Consider the following 16,551-nt stretch of genomic DNA (forward strand, 5'->3'; position numbering starts at 1 on the left):
AGTCGGCGTGCTCTCACCCACCCAGGAACGGCTCACCACGCTGATGGACCGTGTCGTCCCCGGCGACGAGGACCCGTCCGCGAGTCAGGCCGGTGGCCTGGCGTTCCTCGAGTCGGTGGTCGCCGAGCGACCCGAGTGGGCCGACCGGCTGGACGACGTGGTCGCCCGCGAAGAGGCCAGTGTGCACTGGGACTGGTTCGCCGAGCTCGTCGCGGGTGGCTTCTACGCCGACCCGGCCAACGGCGGCAACGCGGGCGCGGCGTCGTGGCGGATGGTCGACTGGCAGCCGGAACCCCTCGGCGGGTGGCCGACCACGTTCCCGGTCGCCGAGGCGACGCCGGTCACCGTGCACCCGGCTGCGCTGGAGGACCGCTACGACGCGATCGTGATCGGCTCCGGAGCCGGCGGCGGCGTGGCTGCCTGCGGCCTGGCCGAAGCCGGACGCCGTGTCCTCGTGGTGGAAGCGGGCGAATGGCCCGCCATCGGCACGCTCGCCGAGGACCACCTCCGGAACCCGCGGTCCGACTGGGGCCTCGCGCCGCGCTCCGGCCCGACCGACGACCGGGACGTCCGGGTCGCCGACGACGGCCGCACCCGGCTGCCGATCCGGCCCGCGGACCCCGGGTGGAACAACAACGCGTCCACCGCCGGCGGCGGCACCCGTGTGTACGGGGCGCAGGCCTGGCGGTTCGCACCCCTCGACTTCCGGATGGCGTCGACGTACGGGGTCCCGGACGGCAGCGCGCTCCGGGACTGGCCGATCTCCTACGACGACCTGGAGCCGTACTACTCACGTGCCGAGTGGGAGGTCGGGGTCAGCGGCGGCATCGACGACGGCAGGTGGAGCGGGCCGCGCTCCCGTCCGTACCCGATGCCGGCCGTCGCCGCAGGTCCGGCCCGCGAGCGGTTCGCGGCGGCGGCGTCCGCGCTCGGCTTCGGCACGGTGCACGTCCCGCTGCTGGTCAACAGCACGCCGTGGCTCGGCCGACGGGCCTGCGCGGGGTGCAACCAGTGCGTCGGGTTCTCCTGCCCGGTCGACGCGAAGAACGGCTCGCAGAACACCATGCTGACCCGGGCGTTCGCCACCGGCCGCGCGCAGGTCGTGCTGCGGACGCGCGCCGCTCGGCTCCGCATCGACGCGACCGGACGGGTCGTCGGCGTGACCCTCGTCGGCACCCGGGACGGCCGGGACTGGCAGCGCGACGTCGACGCAGCGGAGATCGTCGTCGCAGCCGGGGCGATCGAGTCCGCACGGCTGCTCCTGAACAGCCGGAGCGACCTGGAACCGAACGGCATCGGGAACGGCAACGACCTGGTCGGGCGGCACCTGCAGGGGCACGTGTACGGCGGGGCGACCGGTGTGTTCGACGACGTGGTGGAGGACCTGGTCGGCCCCGGCCCATCCATCGCGACCACGGACCACCGGCACGGCAACGCCGGGCTCGTCGGCGGCGGCATGATCGCGAACGAGTTCGTCGCCACCCCGTCGAACACCTACCGGTACCTGGTCGGTGCGGGGCTCCTCCCCCGGGCCGGCACCGCATCGAAGGAGGGCATGCGCCGCCTGGTCCGCCGGACCGCCCGACTGATGGGCCCGATCCAGGAGGTGACCTCCGCCGACTCCCGCGTCCGCGTGGACGACGGGGTCACCGACCGGTACGGCGTGCCCGTCGCCCGCCTGAGCGGCAGCGTGCACGCGGAGGACCTGCGTGCCCGCGACGCGACGAGCGCACGCAGTGCCGCGTGGCTCCGCGCCGCCGGAGCCGTCCGGGCCGTCGAGGTCGGGGGCACTCCGGTCGGACCGTCCGGCGGGCAGCACCAGGCTGGGACGCTCCGGATGGGGTCGGACCCGTCGCACTCGGTCGTCGACGAGTTCGGCCGGGTGTGGGGACACGAGAACCTCCGCGTGACCGACGGGTCGGTGCACGTCACGAACGGCGGGGTGAACCCGGTGCTGACGATCTTCGCGACGGCGATGCGGAGCGTCGAACAGATGACCGCGGAGTAGCGCAGCCGACCGCGGAGGAGGTCAGTCGACGGCGCGGAGCGTCGTGCTCGGGTACTCCCCGAACCGCTCCGCGTAGACCCCGGAGAACCGCCCCAGGTGCGCGAACCCCCAGCGGAGCGCGATGTCCTTGACGCTGGTCTCGCCGGGGTCGGCGCGACGGAGTTCGGAGTGCACGTGGTCGAGGCGCACCGCGCGCAGGTACTCGCTCGGCGACGTGTCGAGCGCCCGCCGGAAGCCGTCCTGCAGCGCTCGGACCCCGAGGCCCGCAGCCTTCGCGGCTGCGGTCGGCGTGATCGGCAGGTGTGCGTTCGCGTGGATGAACTCGACGGCGGTGCGCACGCGTGCGTTCCCGGGCACGAGGAGCGCGGGCGGCAGCGACACCGGCAGCTGCGGGTAGAGCTCGAGGAACGCGATGGCGGCGAGCCGGGACATCTCCGCGCGGAGCAACGGCGACGCGGGCGCACCGATCAGGGTGCGCGAGATCAACCCCATCGCCTGCCCCCACGTCCGGACGGCGTCCCGCCCCGGCACGACCGCGCCGTCCACCCGGAGTTCGCCGTGCTCGATGCCCGTCTGCTCCGCGGCGACCCGTTCGACGAGCCCGCGGTCGAGGTGCACGAGCTTCTGGTCGAAGTCGGCGTACGAGAACCGGAACGGACGATCCGCGGGGAAGAGCACCGGCGTCCCCGGTGCGACGGCGACCTCGGCTGCGCCGACGTCGACGACGCCGCCGCCGGTCGTCACCCAGTTGACGATGAACTCGTCGCCGGTCGGCAGGATCTCACCGTCGAGCCGTCCGCCGTGGAAGGACGAGGTGCGGAGGGTCATCGACTCGTCGCCGATGGCGTGGTGCGAGTACGAGAACGGGCGGCCCTCCACCTCGGCCGCCGACCACCGGAGGCCGTGGTACAGCTCGCGGAACATCTCCACGGCCTCGCCACGATCGGTGCCGCGTGCTTCGATGCGCACGCGGGCAGGGGCTTCCTCGGTCACGACAGCATCGTCACACACGCAGATGACGCGGAGCCCGTCAGTGGCACGTCCCTGTCCGGATCGCGCCGGTCACTGCGGTCCGTACAGCCCGATGAGCATCGCGGCGGACGTCCGCGCCTCGCGAGCCGGGGCGACCGTGCCCATCGTCGCCGCTGCGACCTGCGCCCCTTCGGCCAGCAGGACGATCGAGGCCGTCAACATCGCCGGGAGACCGGCGCTGGTCACGAGGTCGTCGACGATCCCGGTGAACACCCGCGTGTGGTCACGCACCATCGCGAGGACCCGCGGGTTCGTCCGACCGAGCTCCCCGTACGCGTTGATGAACACGCAGCCGGCGAAGTCGTCCTCGGCGAACCAGCCCTCGAGGAACGTGAAGATGCCGATGAGCGCGTCGCGGGGATCGTCGATGGGGTCGACCGCGCGGAGCAGGTTGCCGGTCCACCGGTCGTGCTGCTGGCGGAGGACCGCCTCGACGAGGGCGTCCTTCGACACCACGACCGAGGCCGCACGGCCCGCCGGCACACCGGCACGGAGCGCGACGTCCTCGAGTTCCACCGTGGTCGTCCCGGCGCGGTTGAAGAGGTCGTCCGCGGCCGCCATCAACCGTCGGTGGCACTCGACGTCACTGAGGACTGCGGGCATGACGGGTCCGATCGGGAGGGTGCTGCGGAGGAGTTCCGAGTCCTGACCATAGGCCAGCGTCGCCCGAGCGCCGCCAGGTGTCCGATGACCGGCGGTCCGGACGCCCCACCTGTCCGCGATGCGCGGCGCTGGCGGGTCCGGCCGCGCAGTACGGTCGGGGCATGAGCGGCGGACGCACGAGCAGCACAGAGCAGGACGACGAGACCCCACCGGGTGAGGCGGACCGCCGTGTCGGCACCGAGCTCCGCTGGCCGGCCGTCGTGGCGGTCCTCATCGCGCTCGGCCTCTACGGCGCCCTGCCGAGCGAGTTCCCCGCGTCCCTGCGCTTCGGTGTGGTCGCCCTCGGGCTCGTCCTGCTCATCCCGGTCACGATCCTCAACCCCGTCCGGCTCGACCGTCAGACCCGCTGGTCGCGCACCATGTCCACGGCGCTCGCGCTGCTGCTGGTCGTCGCGAACCAGGCGGCACTGGTGATCCTGATCGTCGTCCTGGTGTCCCAGGAGCACCCGAACGGTCCAGCAGACCTGCTCGCCGCGCTCCAGGTCTGGATCACGAACATCATGGCGTTCGGCCTGTTGTTCTGGGAGCTCGACCGCGGGGGCCCGGTGTCCCGCCGTGTGGACCACCGGGCCGACCTGCCGCCGGCGGACTTCCGGTTCCCGCAGGACGAGGACGAGAACACGGTCATCGAGGTGCAGCGACGCTCCTCGGTGAAGAGCGACTGGGTGCCCTCCTTCGTCGACTACCTCTACCTCTCCCTGACGAACTCGACGGCGTACTCCCCCACCGACGTGATGCCGCTGTCCTCCCGGGTGAAGGGGTTGATGGGTCTGCAGTCCGCCGCGTCGTTCGTGATGGTCGCGCTCGTCATCGCCCGCGCCGTCTCCCTGCTCGGATCCTGACGCGAGCGGGATCCCCTGACGCGCGCGGAATCCCCTGACGCGAGCGGTATCGTCGGCCCCGACCACCCCGGAAGGACCCACGATGACCGTCACCACCCCGGTGGACACCGCCGCCCTCGACGAGCTCCTCGGTGCCGACCAGGTCCTCCGCGACCCGGCCTCGCTCGAGCGCTACAGCCACGACGACGCCGAGTGGGCCGAGTTCTCCCGGCCGCTGGCGGTCGTCCGGGCCCGGAGCACCGACGACGTCGTCGCCGCGGTCCGCTGGGCGGCAGCAGCCGGCGTCCGGGTCGTCCCCCGCGGAGCCGGCACGGGACTCTCCGGCGGCGCGAACGCCGTCGCGGACAGCATCGTCCTGTCCCTCGAGCTGATGAACGCCGTGCTCGAGGTGAACACCGACGAGCGCTACGCCGTCACCCAGCCCGGCGTCATCAACGACGCCCTCCGCGCCACCGTCGCCGAGCACGGCCTCTGGTACCCGCCGGACCCGGCGAGCTCCGCGATCTCGACCATCGGCGGCAACGTCGCCACGAACGCCGGCGGCATCTGCTGCGTCAAGTACGGCGTCACCCGCGACTACGTCCTCGGGCTCACCGTCGTCCTCGCGGACGGCTCCGTGGTGCAGCTCGGCCGGAAGACCGCGAAGGGCGTCGCCGGCTACGACCTGACCGCGTTGATGGTCGGCTCCGAGGGGACGCTCGGCATCGTCACGAGCGTCACCGTGAAGCTCCTCCCCCTCGCCGGCCGCGACGAACGCGCCGTCATCGGCTACTTCCCGTCCCTCAGCGCCGCCGGTGACGCCGTCGCGGCGATCTCCCGCGCCGGGATCATCCCCGCCGCGCTGGAGATCGTCGACCGCACCTGCCTCCGCGCCGTGGACGAGTGGATGCACCTCGGTCTGCCGTCCGAGGTCGACACCCTCCTGCTCGCCCGCATCGACGAACGCGGGGCGGCCGGGGACGAGATCGCCGACCACGTCGCCCGGGTCTTCGGGGACGCCGGTGGCACCGACGTCGAACGCGCCACCGACCCGGAGGAGATCGACCGACTCTTCCAGGCCCGCCGGCTCGCCTACCCGGCGCTCGAACGCCTCGGCCCGGTCCTGACCGAGGACATCTGCGTCCCCCGCAGCGCGGTCCCCGAGATGCTCCGGCGGATCCAGGCGACCGCCGCCGCGAACGACGTCACGATCGCCAACATCGCGCACGCCGGTGACGGCAACCTGCACCCGCTGATCATCGCGCCGGAGGACGACCCCGCCGCGAAGGACCGAGCGAAGACCGCCTTCGACCGGATCGTCGCCGACTGCCTGGCGCTCGGCGGCACGGTGACCGGCGAGCACGGCGTCGGGCTGCTGAAGCTCCCCGGCCTCCGGCAGGAGCTCGGCGAGCGCGTCATCGCGATGCACCGCTCCGTCAAGGACGCTCTCGACCCCGCCGGCACGCTCAACCCCGGCAAGGCGTTCTGATGGTCGCCACCTTCACCTCCTCCGACGGCGCCCGCCTCGCGTACACCGACTCCGGTCCGGCGGGCCCCGGCGGGCGCACGGTCGTCCTCGTCGCCGGCTACGCCATGCCCGCGACGGGCTGGGCACTGCAGGAGGACGCCCTCCGCGCCGCCGGGCACCGGGTGATCGCCTTCGACCGCCGGAGCCACGGCGAGAGCGAGGACACCCTCCGGGGTCAGCGGGTCGCCCGCCACGGTGCCGACCTGCACGAGCTGCTGGAGGTCCTCGACCTGCAGGACGCCGTCCTCGTCGGGCAGTCCATGGGCGCGAGCACGATCTGGGCCACGATCGACCTGTTCGGCACCGAGGGCATCGCCGGCGTCCTGACCATCGACCAGACCCCGAAGCTCATCAACACCGACGACTGGCCGCACGGCTTCTACGGCATGACGCCGGAGAACAGCGGCACCTTCTTCGACCAGGGCATCCCGGACACCGGCCGCGGCCTCCGTGTCGACCAGGGGAACGCCGGCGTCCAGCGACTCATCGCCAGGATCGGCGGCTTCCCGGCCGTCCGCACCCCGAACGCGCCGGAGACCGTCCGCCTGCTCCGCGACCACGGCCAGCAGGACTGGCGCGACGTCGTCGAGCGGCTCGACGTCCCCTTCACGATGGTCGCCGGACGGGACAGCCAGCTCTGGCCGTGCTCCCACGCCGAGGCAGCCGTCGGCGTGAACCCGAACGGCAGGGTCGTCGTCATCGAGGACGCCGGCCACGCCACCAACCTCGACCAGCCCGACGCCTTCAACGACGTCCTCCTCGCCTTCCTGGAGTCACTGTGAACCGTCACCCCGCGCCCGTCCAGCCCGGCCCCGGCCAGGAGTCCGTCTGGGACTACCCCCGCCCGCCCCGCGTCGAGTCCTCCACCGAGCGGATCGTCGTCCGACTCGGTGGCGTCGCGATCGCGGACACCACGTCCGCCGTCCGCGTCCTGGAGACGAGCCACCCGCCCGTCTACTACATCCCCGCGGACGACTTCGTGCCGGGAGCGCTGACCCCCACGACCGGCTCGAGCATGTGCGAGTTCAAGGGACGTGCGAGCTACTTCGACGTGCACGGCGGCGACACGACCGTCCCCCGTGCCGGCTGGACCTACCCCACCCCCGAGCCCGGCTTCGCCGAGCTGCTCGACCGCGTCGCGATCTACCCCGGCCAGATGGACTCCTGCGAGGTCGCGGGCGAGACCGTCCACGCCCAGGCCGGTGACTTCTACGGCGGCTGGATCACGTCGAAGGTGGTCGGCCCGTTCAAGGGCGAACCCGGCACCCTCGGGTGGTGACGCTGCGGCTCTGCAGATGGTGACGGGCCGGACGGGAGGCGCGGGTCGGGCCCGCCCCGTGCCTCCCGTCCGGCACCGTGGTCCAGTTCTGGTCCGCGCCGGTCAGGAAGGACGTCGGGAGGAGTCGGTGTGCAGAAGCCAGTCCATGTCGAGGTGTTGGCGGACCTTCTCCTTCGGTGAGATGTCGGCGACGTCCGAGACGAAGTCGATGTCGACGCGGTGGATCCGACCGGTGAACGGGAAGCCCTCGCGGGTTCGGTAGTACTCGTCGACGGGGCGATGGTGTTCACGCCGAACCCGAGCGTCGAGTCATTGATCGCGACCGGGCCCGCCGCATCGAGTGCGCTGAAGACGGAGGTATCGCCCGTCGTGGAGCCCCGCGTCTGCGCACTCGATCGCGCTGGCGCTGGCGCTGCGGCAGGGACAGGACAAGGGGCCAGGACGGGGCGCGGGACAGCGACCCGCCCCCGCCACCTGATCTGGGGTGTTCTCGAAGCGAGGGATCCTCCATAAGGTCGAGATCGGCCGTCCGGCCCGTTGCTTCGTCTGCCCTCTTCCCAGAACGGGTCCATGCGTCCTCGTCCTCCTCGTCGCGCCCGAACGGTGCTCGGCGTCCTCCTCGCCGCCGTCGTCGTCCTCAGCGGAGCCGTCACGACAGCCCCCGCGTTCGCGAGCACCGTCGACCCGTCGGGATCGACCGCGTCGCCGTCGCCTGAAGTGTCGGAGCAGCCGACGGACCCCGATGACCCCGGCGCACCGACGGCGACTCCCACGCCCGATGTCCCGACGCCGTCCGAGTCACCGACGCCGTCCGCGACCGCGACCCCGACGCCGGAACCGACGACCACTGCCCCACCCGAGCCGACGCCCACGGCGACGGCGACAGCAACGGCGACGCCGGAACCGACCCCGGCCTCCCGGCCGACCGCGCTCCGCGTGAACGGGGCGACTTCGCCCATGGCGGTCGACCCGAGCGCCACCGTGCGGTTCTCATGGGTGCCGGACGCGGCGGTGGAGCGCACCTACCGGATCGTCGTGGCCACGTCGCCGGCGGCAGCGGCGGCGGGCACCGGGGACGTCTGGGACTCCGGGAACGTAACGTCGGCGGCGACGCAGAACGTGCCGTACCGGGGACCGCGCCTGGCGAACTCGGCGCGGTACTGGTTCAGCGTGCAGAGCACCGGCGACGACCGCCCCGCCTCGCCGTGGGCGACGCCGTCGACGTTCGGCACCACGGTGAGCGCGTGGTCCGCGAAGCCGATCTGGTCCGCGAAGCCGACCACCGCGTGGCAGAGCTACACCGTCGACGCGACGGTCACCGTGGACGCGGTGGCCATGGGCGTGGTGTTCCGGGCGAAGGACGCACGCAACGGGTACCTGTGGCAGTTCCGCGCGGACAACGACACGCTCGTGCCGCACGTCCAGCGGAACGGCGCCTACCGGGCACTGCCCGCGATCCGGCTGGCGAACGCCGGCGTCCGCATCACCCGGGGCTCCGCGTTCCCGGTCCGCATCGTGGTCACGGGGAACCGGATCGTCACCTCGGTCCGCGGGACGGTCGTGGACGACCGGCGGGACTCGACGTTCACCGAGGGGTGGGTCGGCGTCCGCACCGGCGCTTCGGAGCGGGGATCGATCACCGGACTCCGCGTCACGTCCTCGGACGGGGCGGCGCTCTGGTCGGCGAGCGGGACGACGTCGACCCCGGACCTGCCCTGCACGACGCTGAAGAACGGGCGGACGACGGTCGGCGTCCGCGCGAACTGCGTGTACGACGCGTGGGCGAACTACACCGTGCACGCGACGGTGATGATGGGCGCGTCGCCGACCGGCATCGTCCTCCGCGCGTCGGACGACGCGAACGGGTACCTCTGGCAGTTCGACACGGCGACCTCGACGCTCCGCCCGCACGTGCAGGTGCACGGGTCCTACCGGCTGCTGAAGACGGTGTCCCTGAAGACCAAGGTGCTGAAGGCGCACCAGTACGCGATCCGGATCCAGGTGCAGGGCTCCACGATCCGCACCTGGTTCGCCGGGCGGCTCGTGGACACCCGGACGGACAAGACGTTCAGCCGAGGGCTGGTCGGCTTCCGGACCAGCACGAAGGAGACGGTGCAGGCGAACGTCTTCACCGTCACCGCGCCGTCCGGGCTGCAGGTGTACGCGAAGAACTCCGCCCGGACCGACATGTCCTGCGCGACCCTCAGCGCGACGGGCGTCCTGTCGGTGCCGAAGGGGAGCCGCTGCCTCATCGACTCGGCCGTGCCGGACTGGACGTTCGCCAGGACCTCGTTCACCCTGCCCGCCGGGAAGATCCGCTGGGCGACGGTGTGGTCCACCGGGTCCTCGCCGGCGCCGACGCGGCAGTACGTGTACCGGCTCTCGGTGAACGGGTCGTTCGCCGCCGCCGGCCCGGTGCGGCCCATCGGCACCGAGGTCCGCTACGACAGCACGGACGTCACGTCCCTGCTGCACGCCGGGCAGCGGAACGCGCTCGCCGCGCTCGCCTACACGACGGCGGACCGGCGGTTGCTGGTCCAGCTCGTCGTCACCTACGAGGACGGCACGCGTGTCGTCATCGGGAGCGGATCGTCGTGGCGCACGCTCGACGGCACCGGCGCCTTCCGTCCGGGCGCCTCGGTCGGCACCGGGTACTACGTCGCCCCGTCGGAGAACATCGACGCGGCCCGGTACCCGGACGGCTGGGACACGGCCGCGTTCGACGACAGCAGCTGGCGGGCCGCCGAGGTCCGCCCGACGATCGCCGCGCTGACCGCGTCCCCGCTCGTGCCGATCGTGGAGACCACGCACGCGGTGCGCTCGACCGTCCGTTCCGCATCCGGCACGCTCGTCGTCGACTTCGGCAGGACGTGGATGGGCGGCATCAGCCTGGCCGTGTCGAGCAGCGCGGCCCGGAACGTCACCGTGACCTACGGCGAGACCCTGACCTCGGCGAAGACCATCGCCGCGACGACCACGGCCGGCAACCGCTGGGTCGATTCCTACCGTCTGCGCCCCGGCAAGCAGACGATCGCGGGCTGGGGGCTCCGGGTCTTCCGGTACGTGCAGATCACCGGGCTGCCGTCCGGCGTCACCGCGTCCGCCGTCCGGGCCGTCGCGCTGCACTCCCCCATCGGGACCGACGCCGACTTCGACTCCTCCAACGCCACGCTCGACGCGGTCCGCGACCTGTCCGCCACCACGATCGAGAGCACCACGCTCGGCATGTACGTCGACTCGTGGGAGCGCGAACGGGCACCGTACGAGGCCGACGCGTACATCGAGCAGCTCGCGCAGGCGGCGCTCGACACCGACTCCGCCGCCGCCGCGTACACGTCGCGGTGGCTCCTGGCGAACGCCACCTGGCCGACCGAGTGGCCGCTGTTCGACGCCCTCGCCGTCCACGCCCGGTGGATGGAGACCGGCGACACCACCGAGATCTCCGCGAACTGGGCCGCACTGCAGAAGACCCTGCTGACGAAGTACATCGACACGGGGACCGGCCTGGTGCGGCACGACTCGTCGAAGGACATCGTGGACTGGCCCGGCGCCGAACGCGACGGGTACGTGTTCACGACGACCAACACCGTCGTGAACGCGCTGACGTACCGGGACCTCGTCGTGATGTCGGAGCTGGCGACCGCGATCGGCCGGACCGCCGACGCCGCGACGTACACGAAGCAGGCCGCGGCGCTCCGCACCGCGATCAACGCCCGGCTCTGGGACCCGACCAAGCGCGCCTACCGCGACGGGCTCACCGCGAGCGGCGGTGCCGTCGCGCACTGGGCCGTGCAGGCGAGCGCCTTCGCACTCGCCGCCGGCGTCGCCGACACGTCGACGGCCACCCGGGCAGCGGCGTACGTCGCCGGCCGCGGCATGGCCTGCAGCGTGTACTGCGCCGCGTTCCTCGTGCCGGGGCTGTTCGCGAACGGCCAGGCCACGGCGGCGACCGCGATGCTGACCAGCACCGGGAAGCGGAGCTGGTCGAACATGATCCGCGTCGGTGCCGGCGCGACGATGGAGGCGTGGGACCTGTCCCTCAAGGCGAACACGACCTACTCCCACCCGTGGGCGGCGTCACCGGCCTCGATCGTGGTGTCGAGCCTCGTCGGGCTCCGGGCCACCACGCCCTCGTGGTCCACGTTCGAGGTCGCGCCGGAGCCCGGCGGGATCGCGAACGCGACGCTCGCGCGGCCGACCGTGCGCGGGACGATCCGGGCCGGGTACGCGATCGTGGGGTCCGGGGTCGACGTGGCGGTGTCCGTGCCGGCGACCACGCGTGCAAGCGTGCGGGTGCCGGGGACGAGCTCGAGCGTGTGGGTGGACGGGGTGTCGCAGCCGGCGACGCGGACGGGCGGGGATGCGGTGGTCGAGGTCGGGCCCGGGTGTCACACGGTGTCGGTCGGCGCGACGCCGGCTGCGGTGCTCCGCGGGGTGTGCCGGTAGCGCTCACCGCTCACGTGCCCTCCGCGTCGAACGGCGCCACCTCCCCCGTTGCCAGCGGAACGACCGGCGCGGTTGCCCGGACCCGCGGCGCGGTCACCTGCACGGTCTCGACGACGGTCGGCACCAGGGCTTCGGCCGGCGCCGCCAACGCGTCCCGGACGATCCGCCGCGGGTCGTACTGCCGCGGGTCCAGCGACCGCCACTCGACGTCGTCGAAGTCCGGCCCCATCTCCTCGCGCAGCTGCGACTTCGCGTCCTGCGCGAATGCCCGCGCCGCCTTGACGAACTCCGCGAGCGTCTGCGCGTAGTGCGGCAGGTGCCGCTCGTGCACACCCTCACCGACACCGGCCGCGCAGCACTCGACGGTGGCCACGAGATCGCGGCGGAGGTGCTCCAGGACCTGTTCGCACCGTTGCACGAAGCGCAGCGAGGTGCCCTGATGGAGGCGCTCGCCGTGCTCACCGCTCAGGAGACGGTGATCGCCACGAGCCCCGCGACGCCGGCGAGGGAGAGCAGCACCACCACGAACGGGTCGATGCCCATCCGCGTTGCGCGGACTGTCTGAACGGTGCGTGATCTGTCTGGTCGTACGATCCGGGCCATGAGCACGACCGACGAACAGCCGCGCGGAGCGGACCGGTTCGAGCGCCTGTCCGCGGGACTCACCAGCGTCCTGGAACCGGAACTCGAAGTCCTCGACGCGATGGACCGCGTCATCGCTGCGTGCGTCGAGCTCACCTCGGCGACCGAGGCCGGGGTCGTCCTGGGTGACGCATCCGGCACCCTGCACGTGATCGCGTCGACCAGCGAGCGCAGCAGCGACGCGGAGGAGGCGCAGCTCGGCACGAACGAGGGCCCGTGCGTGGACTGCCACCGAACCGGGAAGGCGATCGACGTGCCGGACGTGGCCACCCACGAGTCGGTGTGGCCGGTGTTCACGGAGACCCTGCGCGGGCGAGGACTCCACGGGACGTTCGCCGAACCGATCCGGCTGCGGGACGCGACGATCGGCTCGTTGTGCGTCTTCGCAGCACACCGGGACGGACACGACGACAGTGACGTGGTGCTGATCCAGCTGCTCGCCGACGCCGCCTCCGCCGCACTCGTCCGGCAGCGGGACGGCGGGCGCCTGCACAGCCTCGACGAGCAGGTCCAGGACGCACTCCAGGCGCGCGTGGTCGTGGAGCAGGCGAAGGGTGCGCTCGCGTTCCGACGTGGCATCCGCATCGACGAGGCCTTCCAGGTCCTCCGGCGCGCGGCGCACAGTGCTGGCAACGGCATGCGGGCCTCGGCCGAGGACGTCGTCCACCGCGGCTCGGACCTCGGGAGCACCGCCTGAGGAGCATCCGCGGCGGACACCGCTTCTAAGGGGACCCACCACCGCCGGTTCACCCCTTGACCGCGCCGCCCAGCCCCGCCGAGTTCAGGAACATCCGCTGGAACCCGAGGAACAGCACCACCGGGATGAGCGTGGAGATCGCCAGTGCCGCCAGGAACACGTCGAGCTCGGTCGTGGACTGGATGCTCGGCAGCCGCACCGAGAGCGGCTGGAGCGCCGGGTCCGGCAGGACGAGCAGCGGCCACAGGAAGTCCTTCCACGAGTTGATGACCGCGAACACGGACACCACCCCGAGGATCGGCTTGGACATCGGCAGCACCATCGACCAGAACATCCGGAACGGTCCGGCGCCGTCGGTCGACGCGGCCTCGAAGACCTCCCGCGGGAGCGCGTCGAAGAACCGCTTGACGAGCAGGATGTTGAACGCGTTGGCGCCGGCCGGCAGCCAGACCGCCCAGTACGTGTTGATGAGCGACGTCCCGATCACGGGCGGGTGCAGGATCGTCAGGTACAGCGGGACGAGCAGCACCACCGACGGGATGAACAGCGTGGAGAGCACCATGCCCTCGAGCACGCGCGCGTACGCCGGCCGCAGGATCGAGAGCACGTAGCCGCCGGTCGTCGCGACCAGGATCTGCATCACCCACGCCCCGATGGCCAGGACGAGCGTGTTCCCGAAGTACAGGCTGATGTGGACGTCGTTCCAGGCCGCGGAGAGGTTCGCCCAGTCGACGCCGTTCGGGAACAGCGCGAGCGGCGTGCGGAGCGTGTCCTGGGTCGGGGTGATCGCGGACTTGGCGAGCCAGAGCATCGGCCCGAGGCCGAGCCCGACCAGGCCGATGAGCAGCAGCCCGTTCAGCGAGAACAGTGACGCACGGACGGAGCGCCGGCCGCGGTCGGCACGCGCGATGATGCCGCGGCTGGTGCTGTCCACCGGGGCCGCCGACCGACGCGGCGGTCGGCGGACTGGCCGGAGCGGCGGTCGACGCACCGGTGCGACGCTCGCACCGGCGGGGTCGTCGGAGCCGAGGACGGGTGCGGAGGGAACCGTCGAGGTCATCAGACGCTCCACTTCTTCGTGAGCCGGAAGTACAGGATGCTGAGCGCCGCGAGCACGATCGCCAGCATGATGCTGAGCGCGGTGGCCGATCCGTAGTCGCCGCCGGTCGAGTTCGCGAACGCGTAGTCGTAGATCATCAGCAGGATCGTCGTGGTGGAGTTGTTCGGCCCGCCGCCGGTGAACAGGTACGGCTCGAGGAACACCTGCGCCGTCCCGATCACCTGCAGGATGAGCGTCACGAACAGCACGCCGCGGAGCTGTGGCAGCGTGACGTGCCAGATCTTCCGCCACACGCGGGCGCCGTCCACCTCGGCGGCGTCGTAGAGCTCGGGCGGCACCGAGAGCAGCGCCGCCAGGTAGATGATCACGGTGCCACCGGCCGCCGCCCACGTCGCCTCGAGCACCAGGGACGGCATCGCGGTGCCGGCGTTCTGCAGCCACGGCTGTGGCGGGATCCCGACGAACCCGAGGATCGTGTTGAAGACACCGGTCGCGGATCCGTCGTAGAAGAACTTCCAGAGCAGCACCGCGACCACCGGCGGGACGACCACCGGCAGGTAGACCAAGGCGCTGAAGAAGCCCTTCGCCCGACGGAGCTCGCTCATCAGCACGGCCATCACGAGCGGCAGCGGGTAGCCGAACACCAGGGCCAGCACCGCGAACCACACGGTGTTGCCGATGGCCGTCGGCAGGAGCGGGTCGTGCAGGACGTTCGCGAAGTTGTCCCAACCGACGAACGTCGGCGCGGTCACCAGGTTCGTCTGCTGGAAGGACATCACCGTCGCGCGGACGATGGGCCACCAGGAGAACAGCCCGAAGACCAGGATCAGCGGGAGGGCGAAGACGAGCGTCGAAAGCCCACCCCGACGCAACCAGGTCGCGGGGGTGCGCCGCCGGTCCCGAGGACCGTCAGGGTCCGGACGGGAGGCTCGGCGCGGCTCCCGCAACCCGGTTGCGTTGGTCGTCATCTCACTTGGCCGAATCGAGCTTGGCCTGGATCTGCGTCTGCGCGTCCGACAGCAGCTTCGCCGGGTCCGCTGACTTGTCCGTCAGGACGGCCTGGACCACCGGGTCGAGCAGGCCGTAGAGCTCCTGCGTGTTCTTCGCCGGCTCCGGGACGATCGTCTGGTCGAACTGCTGCTCGGTGTACGGCTTCATCTGGTCGAGCGGCACGTTGATCCACTCCTTGGTCCACTCGAGGGTCTTGTCGTAGGTGGCCTTGTCGAAGACCGGGACCTGCGGCGCACCGACCGGCTGGTCGGAGGCGGCGAGGGTCTTCGCGTCGCGCTGGGCGTCGGCCTTCGTGAAGAGCTTCTGCATGTAGTAGAAGTCGATCCACTTGACCGCTGCGGCCTGCTGCTCGGCGGTCGACTTGGCGCTGACCGCGGCGAGCGTGCCACCGCCGAGCGCTCCGGCGTCCTTCCCGCTGAGGGGCACGACCGTCTCGCCGTAGGACTTCGGGTCGATCTGGTTCTGCGACACGAGCGAGCCGTAGTTGCCGCCGCCGGAGACGTACATGCCGACCTGGCCGGAGGCGAACGCCTGGTTGATGGCGTTCCAGTCGTAGAGGAAGTTGCCGCCCATCGAGTCGTCCTTCCACCGCATGTCCTGCATGAGCGTCAGGGCCTTCTCGTACGCGGCGGTGTCGACGGTGGCCTTGGTCTTCGCGCCGGAGCCGGTCTCCGCACGACCGCCCATCGCGTAGGCCAGTGACGTGAGGATCCAGCCGCCCGTGTTGCCCTGGGTCATCGTCGCGTAGCCGGCCTTGCCGGTCTTGTCGGCGATCTGCTTCGCGTCGGCGCGGACCTCGGCCCAGGTGGTCGGCGGCGAGTCCGGGTCGAGACCGGCCTGGGTGAACAGGTCGCGGTTGTAGTGCAGCGCCTGGCCGTACGCCGCGATGGGGAGGGCTTCGATGTCGCCGTCCGCGTTCTCGCCGTTCTTCACGACGTTCGGGTTGAACTTCTCCGCGTACGGCAGCTTCGAGACCAGGCCGGAGATGTCCGCGATCTGGTTCTGCTGGATGAGCGACTTGCCGTCCGTGAACGGGATCGTGAACACGTCCGGCAGCGTGCCGCCGGCGAGCTCGGCGGCGAACGTCGTGCCGGTCCACGTGTACTCACGGCTCGTCACGGTGATCTTCGGGTTGGCCTTCTCGAACGCCTTCACCTGGTTCTGGAAGGCGACCTTGGCCGGCTTCTCGAGGCCGGCGTCGATGGCGACGACGATCTTGGTCTTCCCGTCGGAGCTGGCGGCGTTCGATCCGGTGCTGCAGCCGGCGAGCATGCCGATCGCTGCGGTGGTGGCGATCGCGGCGAACGCGATCCTGGTGCGTGACTTCATCGTCATGTCCTCTTGGTCGTGGAGCGGGTCGGGTG

At 71.7% G+C, this 16,551-nt stretch carries 14 protein-coding genes; 8 read left to right on the forward strand and 6 right to left on the reverse strand.

Annotated elements, in window-relative coordinates; genetic code table 11:
• The first annotated feature begins 7 nt into the window (after positions 1 to 7).
• On the forward strand, positions 8 to 2,008 hold the full coding sequence (locus EDF27_RS11415; protein WP_243698311.1) for a GMC family oxidoreductase: 2,001 nt from the start codon (positions 8 to 10) through the stop codon (positions 2,006 to 2,008).
• Positions 2,009 to 2,029: 21 nt separating this feature from the next.
• Here EDF27_RS11415 and EDF27_RS11420 read toward each other — a convergent pair whose 3' ends face one another.
• Both EDF27_RS11420 and EDF27_RS11425 read right to left on the reverse strand, forming a co-directional pair.
• Positions 2,030 to 3,001, reverse strand: a complete 972-nt coding sequence (locus EDF27_RS11420; RefSeq protein WP_132048863.1) for a helix-turn-helix domain-containing protein — start codon at positions 2,999 to 3,001, stop codon at positions 2,030 to 2,032.
• 69 nt (positions 3,002 to 3,070) lie between these two features.
• Positions 3,071 to 3,643 (reverse strand): TetR/AcrR family transcriptional regulator, encoded by a 573-nt coding sequence (locus tag EDF27_RS11425; RefSeq protein ID WP_123654287.1) that lies wholly within the window; start codon positions 3,641 to 3,643, stop codon positions 3,071 to 3,073.
• Between the two features lie 161 nt (positions 3,644 to 3,804).
• Here EDF27_RS11425 and EDF27_RS11430 point away from each other — a divergent pair, with 161 nt between their 5' ends.
• The 5 genes from EDF27_RS11430 (at position 3,805) to EDF27_RS11450 (ending at position 11,777) form a co-directional block, all read left to right on the forward strand.
• Positions 3,805 to 4,545, forward strand: coding sequence for a DUF1345 domain-containing protein (locus EDF27_RS11430; RefSeq protein ID WP_123654288.1), 741 nt, complete (start codon positions 3,805 to 3,807; stop codon positions 4,543 to 4,545).
• Positions 4,546 to 4,627: 82 nt separating this feature from the next.
• A complete protein-coding gene (locus EDF27_RS11435; protein ID WP_132048865.1) occupies positions 4,628 to 6,013 on the forward strand; it encodes an FAD-linked oxidase C-terminal domain-containing protein in 1,386 nt (461 codons plus the stop codon).
• Complete coding sequence (locus EDF27_RS11440; RefSeq protein WP_132048867.1) at positions 6,013 to 6,834, forward strand: alpha/beta hydrolase; 822 nt, start codon at positions 6,013 to 6,015, stop codon at positions 6,832 to 6,834. The genes EDF27_RS11435 and EDF27_RS11440 overlap by 1 nt, the downstream gene beginning before the upstream one ends.
• A complete protein-coding gene (locus tag EDF27_RS11445) occupies positions 6,831 to 7,331 on the forward strand; it encodes a DUF427 domain-containing protein (protein ID WP_132048869.1) in 501 nt (166 codons plus the stop codon). Before EDF27_RS11440 ends, EDF27_RS11445 begins: the two co-directional genes overlap by 4 nt.
• A 570-nt stretch (positions 7,332 to 7,901) precedes the next feature.
• Positions 7,902 to 11,777 (forward strand): family 78 glycoside hydrolase catalytic domain, encoded by a 3,876-nt coding sequence (locus EDF27_RS11450; protein ID WP_132048871.1) that lies wholly within the window; start codon positions 7,902 to 7,904, stop codon positions 11,775 to 11,777.
• A 10-nt stretch (positions 11,778 to 11,787) separates the two neighbouring features.
• Here EDF27_RS11450 and EDF27_RS11455 read toward each other — a convergent pair whose 3' ends face one another.
• Positions 11,788 to 12,108: a Sec-independent protein translocase TatB gene (locus tag EDF27_RS11455; protein ID WP_123703255.1), complete on the reverse strand. Its 321-nt coding sequence runs from the start codon at positions 12,106 to 12,108 to the stop codon at positions 11,788 to 11,790.
• Between EDF27_RS11455 and EDF27_RS11460 the strand changes: the two genes are divergently transcribed.
• A complete protein-coding gene (locus EDF27_RS11460) occupies positions 12,103 to 12,342 on the forward strand; it encodes a hypothetical protein (protein WP_132048873.1) in 240 nt (79 codons plus the stop codon). The genes EDF27_RS11455 and EDF27_RS11460 overlap by 6 nt on opposite strands.
• 36 nt (positions 12,343 to 12,378) lie before the next feature.
• Positions 12,379 to 13,116 carry a GAF and ANTAR domain-containing protein gene (locus EDF27_RS11465; RefSeq protein ID WP_123703257.1) on the forward strand — a complete coding sequence of 246 codons (738 nt, stop codon included), beginning with the start codon at positions 12,379 to 12,381 and terminating at the stop codon, positions 13,114 to 13,116.
• A 49-nt stretch (positions 13,117 to 13,165) separates the two neighbouring features.
• Here EDF27_RS11465 and EDF27_RS11470 read toward each other — a convergent pair whose 3' ends face one another.
• The 3 genes from EDF27_RS11470 to EDF27_RS11480 form a co-directional block, all read right to left on the reverse strand.
• Entirely contained in the window at positions 13,166 to 14,050 is an 885-nt protein-coding gene (locus tag EDF27_RS11470; RefSeq protein WP_311316806.1) for a carbohydrate ABC transporter permease, read from the reverse strand.
• Positions 14,051 to 14,175: 125 nt separating this feature from the next.
• The gene (locus tag EDF27_RS11475) at positions 14,176 to 15,144 is read right to left on the reverse strand and encodes a sugar ABC transporter permease (protein WP_185017216.1); all 969 of its coding nucleotides are present in this window, start codon (positions 15,142 to 15,144) and stop codon (positions 14,176 to 14,178) included.
• Position 15,145: 1 nt separating this feature from the next.
• Positions 15,146 to 16,522: an extracellular solute-binding protein gene (locus EDF27_RS11480; RefSeq protein WP_243698312.1), complete on the reverse strand. Its 1,377-nt coding sequence runs from the start codon at positions 16,520 to 16,522 to the stop codon at positions 15,146 to 15,148.
• Positions 16,523 to 16,551: the final 29 nt, after the last annotated feature.

The organism is Curtobacterium sp. PhB136, assembly GCF_004346855.1.
Lineage (GTDB): Bacteria > Actinomycetota > Actinomycetes > Actinomycetales > Microbacteriaceae > Curtobacterium.